6 protein-coding genes and 1 pseudogene are annotated in these 6,680 nt (G+C 31.9%); 2 read left to right on the forward strand and 5 right to left on the reverse strand.

Annotation, left to right across the window (positions count from 1 at the left end; translation table 11 throughout):
* Positions 1–123: pseudogene (locus tag Q0Q99_RS06180) on the forward strand (IS982 family transposase); the annotation flags it as partial.
* A 191-nt stretch (positions 124–314) separates the two neighbouring features.
* Here Q0Q99_RS06180 and Q0Q99_RS06185 read toward each other — a convergent pair.
* The 5 genes from Q0Q99_RS06185 to Q0Q99_RS06205 all read right to left on the reverse strand — a co-directional run bounded on the left by Q0Q99_RS06185 (position 315) and on the right by Q0Q99_RS06205 (position 6,139).
* Positions 315–3,173 carry a type I restriction endonuclease subunit R gene (locus Q0Q99_RS06185; protein WP_293893021.1) on the reverse strand — a complete coding sequence of 953 codons (2,859 nt, stop codon included), beginning with the start codon at positions 3,171–3,173 and terminating at the stop codon, positions 315–317.
* Positions 3,173–4,708 carry a Fic family protein gene (locus tag Q0Q99_RS06190; RefSeq protein ID WP_293893023.1) on the reverse strand — a complete coding sequence of 512 codons (1,536 nt, stop codon included), beginning with the start codon at positions 4,706–4,708 and terminating at the stop codon, positions 3,173–3,175. The genes Q0Q99_RS06185 and Q0Q99_RS06190 overlap by 1 nt, the downstream gene beginning before the upstream one ends.
* Before the next feature lie 156 nt (positions 4,709–4,864).
* Positions 4,865–5,113 carry a restriction endonuclease subunit S gene (locus Q0Q99_RS06195; protein WP_293893034.1) on the reverse strand — a complete coding sequence of 83 codons (249 nt, stop codon included), beginning with the start codon at positions 5,111–5,113 and terminating at the stop codon, positions 4,865–4,867.
* The gene (locus Q0Q99_RS06200; protein WP_293893025.1) at positions 5,110–5,403 is read right to left on the reverse strand and encodes a hypothetical protein; all 294 of its coding nucleotides are present in this window, start codon (positions 5,401–5,403) and stop codon (positions 5,110–5,112) included. Before Q0Q99_RS06200 ends, Q0Q99_RS06195 begins: the two co-directional genes overlap by 4 nt.
* Positions 5,404–5,713: 310 nt before the next feature.
* The gene (locus tag Q0Q99_RS06205) at positions 5,714–6,139 is read right to left on the reverse strand and encodes a hypothetical protein (protein WP_293893028.1); all 426 of its coding nucleotides are present in this window, start codon (positions 6,137–6,139) and stop codon (positions 5,714–5,716) included.
* Between the two features lie 284 nt (positions 6,140–6,423).
* Here Q0Q99_RS06205 and Q0Q99_RS06210 point away from each other — a divergent pair.
* The coding region (locus tag Q0Q99_RS06210) for a hypothetical protein (RefSeq protein ID WP_293893031.1) at positions 6,424–6,680 on the forward strand (257 nt) is incomplete at its 3' end.

Raw genomic sequence — 6,680 nt, forward strand, 5'->3', positions numbered from 1 at the left:
AAAACTTTTGAAGGTTTTAAAACAAGAATTTTAGCAAAAATAACAGCATTAACATTGGTTCAGTATATCAATAAATTCATATTTGACAGACCAATAAACAATATTAAAAATCAAACAATTTAATTACACCCAACGGGTTAATTTAAATTTTTTCTATTTACTTTTTTTCAAGTTGAATTAATATTATAAAAAATCCTTCTAGCATTAGTTATGCGTTCTTTTATTCAATTATAATTTAACTTTTTCTTTTAATCAATCTTTTTTCTAATTATTAATAACAGTGCTAGTGCTAGAACTAGTATAGAAAATTTTTTCTAACCATCCATCCCATTAATAAAAGTTTCAACAAAATCCATTATCTTTTTCAAGATACTGTCTCCAATCTTCTTTCTAAGGAGAAGTGTAGGTTTATCTCCGTCAATCAGGTTTAAAACCTCATCTCTAAGGGGTTCTCTTTCCGCAAATAGGTAATTCTCGATTAATTGCTCCGTTCTTTCGGTAGAGAGGTTCTCTGACTTCACCAATTCATTAAATGCTATCCTTTGTTCTTCTATCCAAAATTTATCAAACTCCTGAGGAATCGAATCAGTATCTTCAATCTCCGGAATATTTTGAGAGATGAACTTCTCAATTAATTCTCTTTTGCTTCTCAGTTGAGTATTGGTGTTGATGATATTCGAGATTTCTTTCTCAACATCACCACCTTTTCCATCTTGCTCAATTTTTAACTTTAATTTTATCAATAATTGTATGATGTAGCTAACATTAATTTCGTCACGGTGTATCAACTCCAATTCAAAATCGACATCTTCTAAAATAGATACTTTCTCTACTTGATGTTCTGATATTACTTTGTCGTGAAGGTCAAGATATTTGCTCTTATAATCTTCAAATTCTTGTTCGTCAATACCGATATCATCCCAATTAAAATCAGAGAACGAATTTAAGATGTTTTTCAGTCGCATCAGGTCACGAAAGGCTTGAACGAACTCTAACTCATCTTCTTCTGTTTTTAAATCATTGACACTATCGATTGTAGGTGTTATGTTATTTAATCGTTTCAAAGCCTCGTTGAACTTTTCCGTATAATCTTCATACGGTTTCATAATGATAACATCAACCGCATCTTTGTTACTAAACAAAGTAATTGCCTCATCAGTTGCATTTTTTAAGTTTCGGAAAACCACAATATTCCCCTGAGATTTTTGTTCGTTTAATATCCTGTTTGTTCTCGAATACGCTTGTATAAGTCCGTGATACCTTAAATTTTTATCCACATACATCGTGCTCAATGTAGGAGAATCAAAGCCAGTTAAAAACATATTCACGACTAACAAAATATCTATTTGTCTTTCTTTAACTTTCTTTGAAATGTCATTATAATAGTTGTAGAAGGTCTCACTATCTTTAGTAGAGAATTTGGTATCAAACATTGTATTGTAGTGTTTGATAAATTCTTCTAATTTATCTCGACTGTGGGTGTTTAATCCATATAATGCTTTTGGTTCTTCAACTACCGATACTTCCTCGGGGATAAATCCATTAGCATCGGCATCGTCTTCATTAGCGGCATAACTAAAGATTGTAGCAATTCTCAAATTATGTTCTCCGGCTTCTTTCTTCTTTTGAAAGATATCAAAATACTTGATTAAGGTATCCACGCTACTCACACAAAACATTCCTGTAAACTCTTTGTTGTGTGTTTTTCTGCTATGATTATTGATGATGTAATCCGAAATTTTTTCTAATCGTAAGGGTGATTCCATTAACTCTTTGGTGTCAATTTCTTCTACCTCAATATCTACATTAGAACCGCCTTCTTTTTGTTTGTAACGACCCACATATTCCACTGAGAACTTCAATACATTCTCGTCTTTGATAGCATCTGTAATGACATATTTATGGAGACAATCTCCAAATAGTTCTGAAGTGGTTCTGCGTCCCAATTCATTTTTTACTGAGTTGTCTGCAAAAATTGGGGTGCCTGTAAAACCAAACATCTGAATATTAGTAAAGAACGATTTGATTCTATTGTGTGTTTCTCCAAATTGGGAACGGTGGCACTCATCAAAAACAAAAACAATTTTCTCGTCTTTAAGTTTATTCATTTGGTCTAAGTACTGCTTTTTGCTAATGGCAGTATTCAACTTTTGAATGGTGGTCACAATCAATTTGGTGTCGTCAGTGAATTGTTTTACTAAGGCTTTGGTGTTATCTGTTCCGCCTATACTTCCTTTACTGAAACTATTAAATTCCTTTGTGGTTTGGTAATCTAAATCTTTTCTATCTACTACAAATACTACCTTTTTTACTTTTGGCATATTCATAATGATTTGACTTGCTTTAAACGATGTTAAAGTTTTCCCACTACCGGTCGTGTGCCAAATGTATCCATTCTTGGTACTGTTTTTTACTCGTTCCACTAAGGTTTCCACGGCATAAAATTGGTAGGGGCGAAGTACCATCGGAATCTTATAGGTTTCGTTCAAAACAATATACTTACATATCATTTTAGAAATATGACAAGGTTCTAAGAACTCACTTGTAAAACCATTTAAGATATTCGTTAATCTCTTATTGTCTTTGTTCGTCCAATAAAAGGTTTGTTTGAAGGACTGATTTTTATTGTTAGCATAATACTTGGTATTCACCCCATTACTGATGATGAATATTTGGACATATTGGTACAAGGCTGAATTAGACCCAAACGAATGTCTTTGGTACCTGTTGATTTGGTTGAAGGCTTCTTTTAGTTCTAAACCTCGTCGTTTAAGTTCTATTTGAACCATCGGCAACCCATTAATTAAAAGGCTAATGTCATAACGATTTTTGTAGGAACCTTCTATGGTAACTTGGTGGGTCACCTGAAATTGGTTTTGACACCAATGTTCGGTGTTCATAAATTCAAAATACAGGTTGTCCCCGTTATCCCGAACAATGTGTTGTTTTTCTCGGAGTGATTTGGCTTTCTCAAACACCGAACCTTTACTGAGAAGATTCATCACGCTCTCGAACTCTTTATCGGAGAATTGAATCTTGTTGTGTTTTTCTAATTGCGTTTTAAGATTAGCAATTAATTCATTCTCGTCTTTAAGATATACCAATCTGTAACCCAACTTTTCAAGTTGTCCTACTAATTGGTCTTCTAATATTGCTTCGGGTTGTTTAACCATTAGTTAAAATATTCTTGATAATGTTTTTCTATTTCCTTTACTTCTTCGTCTGTGAGCTTGTCAAACTCTTTTTCTTTGGCTCTTTTGGATAAGGAGCCGTTATTTTGTTCTAGGAACCGTATTAGCAAAGCCACCATTTTATCTGGCATTTGAAAAACATCATCCAAATAATTTTTCATTTCATCATATTTTTGAAGGTACTCTACTTCGTTTGGAATCACGTTTTCGATGGTATCATTCACACAGTCGTAAAGAAATTCGGCTTGTTTTGTGGCATCGAAATAGCGATAAAAATCGATTGTTTCATTTAAAACCTCCACATTGTTTGAGTTTGTTTTTTCCCATTCAATAAAATCCAATAATGGATGCGAGTAGGATTCTAAAACAATTCTATAATCATCTATGTGATTTAAAATAGAAGCTGAAACGGGAAAAATAATACCTTGTTGTGCAAACTGCATTTTAGATAAAATATGATGTATTAGATAGCGATGTATTCTGCCATTACCATCAACATAAGGGTGGATAAAAACAAATCCAAATGCAATTTTTGATGCCGCTAAAACAGCGTTGAATCCTGACTCCTCCATTTTTTTGTAGGCAGAAAGCAATCCATCTATTAAAGGAATTACATCCTGCCATTTTGCCGAAATATGTTCAGGCATAGGTTCTCCAGTTGTTCTGTCGTGTTCACCCACAAAACCACCTTCTTCTCTAAAACCCATTTTAAGAAAACGGCTATTTTCTATCACTATTTGTTGTAAACGCAATAACTCTTCTTTGTCTAAAGGTTTTGAGCCAGCTTGTCCTATGGCTTTCCCCCACCGTACAGCACGATTAGTGGTTGGATTTTCGCCTTCTATGGTAAAGGATGCTTTTGAATCTTTTAGTAATAAAAATGCCGTTGCTCGTTGTAGCACACCTTTATGGATAGCTTTTAGATAGCTATTCTTTTTATTAGAAAGATTTTCTTCGACATAATTAATTAATTTATCCGTTTTGAATATTAATGGGCAAAAATTAACAGTTCCTGGTAAATTGTTTTTAATCCGGTGTCGGCTAGAATTAGTGCTTGATGATAATCCAAATTGAATATTTTCATCTATTAAAGCAACAAAGTTTCCTTTATCTAAGTCAGGTATAGGCAGTGCTTTTCCTGATAACCATTCGTATAAAAACCAAATCTTACGGCTGTATTGTCCTTGTGGTTCTATTTGTACTAATGCTGTTATCTCCTGTTCTGTAAGTGTGTCAAATAACTTTTTAAAGAATAATAAGTTAATCCCTTCATATTTTAAAGCAAATACCAATTGGTCATATAGCGTGTCTTTGGGTTGGTGACGAGGCGTAAGTACTTGCCATTTTTCCACCCTGTATTTTCGGTTTTTAGTGCTTATAAGAGCCAAATTGTTGGGTATTGGAATAGCCAATTTTAATGTTTCTATTATTGCTCCGTACCCTACAAGTAAGCCTTCTTCAGGTGCTTTAATTCCGTGAAAAATACTTATCTTAAGTGAAAAACGATTAATATCCATAGTAATTTGTGAAAAATGATTATTCAAAAATACATGAAAAACACTTATGATTGATGAAAAACACTTATTTTTTTATAATTTATGCGAAAAACACTTATTAATTGGTTACAAAATAGGGGTATACAATTGAGTTATTTTGGAAAAATAGACTTGATATTACACAAATAGCTGTTGTAACAACCCCTTTTTCCACATCTCCGTTTTTTCTATTTGTGCCTCTACCGCTTGGACTTTATCATCTATGGCAGATAAAAAATTAGCGATTTTGGTTTGTTCTTCGAGACATGGTAATCCACAGATTTCACTTGAATAATCTTTAAAGTAAATGTGAGGGATTGTACTGCCCGTAACATATTTTACAAAATCAATATTACTCAATAAACAATATAGATAATAGGTGTTTATTCACTCAACTTTCTTAATGGTTCAAGACAAATGTATACTGTTGTTTTTTCGGGATTCACCTGAAACTTGTAAAAACCATTTTTTATATTCTTAAACCATTCCCGGTTGGATAACTTACCAACGGCACTCTTGGAATTTGTTAGTTTTTGATAAAATTTTGAAACTGAAATGTTGTATTTGAAGAAGTCCTGAGTACTATAATTTAATACAATCAACACAAAATTTGATTTAAGTGGGTTGTTTTTGTAATTATTTAAAATAACTTGGATTCTGTCTTCCTTTATTTTCATAAAAATGTGGTCTTGTTTTGAAGAGGGGATTATGTTTTTAACCTATTTAATGGATATCCTTAACTTAATTGCAATAAAAACAAGTGTTAATCCCAGCGAAAAAAGGTCGTTTTGGTACAATCTATTTATTGGTTGTTTGAGACACTTTTTGCAAGGATATGTTGTTCTATAACCTTAATGGTTCCATCCTCATTAAATTGTATTAATTCGATGGGTAAAAATGGTATTTGTTGGAGTTCAGATACACTTACCAACTTTTCGAGGTCTATAACCCTTTTCTTGGTAAACATTTGGGTTTCTTCATACTCTATCAAACAATTTTCAAATAAGTCAAGTTCATCAATGATATATATATATCCCCCTCATCAACTACCTCATAGAAGTGAAAAATAAAATTTGGGTATTTTGATTTCGGGGGGTAAGTAATTTGAAGTTTGAAAAATGTGGTTTTATCTTTAAGAATTGAAATGTTTTCGTCAAGAAATACTTTAACACCATCAAGTGAATAGTATTTTTTTATTATTTCTTCACTATCAGGTGTTATGGTAACTGACCATTGATATAGGTTAATCGGAAATTCTATTTCACTTTTGTAGATATTATGTAATTCTAAATGTTTATGAAGGTCGAAACATTTTTTAGATTCTTGCGGGTAATTACAAATGTCTAATATTTCTATATTTCCATCTTCTGTATATCTTACCTCAAAGTCTAATAAATCAGTAATATTTTCCATAAATTTTCTTTTATGATAAATAGTTTAAAGACTTTAAAAGTTCAAGTTTCTGAAAAAAAATATCTAATTTTTTTTTCAATTAGTGGGAATATTATTTTGAAGTGGTTTTGTTTTATGGAGGGTATTGAAGGTCTTCTTAAGTAATTCATAGCCAAGGAAGGCAGGGAGGATACCCCTAAATTCATACATACCTCCCCCGGGGGAGCAAGTGAATATTTGAAATATGGTATTTTAATTGTTGGATAACAAAATAATATGTAATATTGTTTCATAAAATACATACTATGAATTCTGAAAGAAAAAAATTCGAATTTGAACGTTATGAACTTGAACGTTTTGAAAGGGATAGGATTGCCTTAGAAAATCAAATAAACTTACACCAAATTCAATTAGATGAAATTCAAAGGAAAATAAAATTTCTTATGAATTTATTACATCCAAACGTTTCATTGTCTGAAATCAAACTCAAAGGAAAGGATTATATCATAGTTAAAGGAAGTTATCAAATTATTGACGAACAAGGAAACAAATATAGAATGTC

The organism is Flavobacterium sp., from assembly GCF_025352425.1.
Classification (GTDB): Bacteria; Bacteroidota; Bacteroidia; order Flavobacteriales; family Flavobacteriaceae; genus Flavobacterium.

Bases quoted from the DNA above. Each gene is read 5' to 3' on its own strand.
- Q0Q99_RS06185 (WP_293893021.1), bottom strand. From the start codon at position 3,173: ATGGTTAAACAACCCGAAGCAATATTAGAAGACCAATTAGTAGGACAA.
- Q0Q99_RS06190 (WP_293893023.1), bottom strand. From the start codon at position 4,708: ATGGATATTAATCGTTTTTCACTTAAGATAAGTATTTTTCACGGAATT.
- Q0Q99_RS06200 (WP_293893025.1), bottom strand. From the start codon at position 5,403: ATGAAAATAAAGGAAGACAGAATCCAAGTTATTTTAAATAATTACAAA.
- Q0Q99_RS06205 (WP_293893028.1), bottom strand. From the start codon at position 6,139: ATGGAAAATATTACTGATTTATTAGACTTTGAGGTAAGATATACAGAA.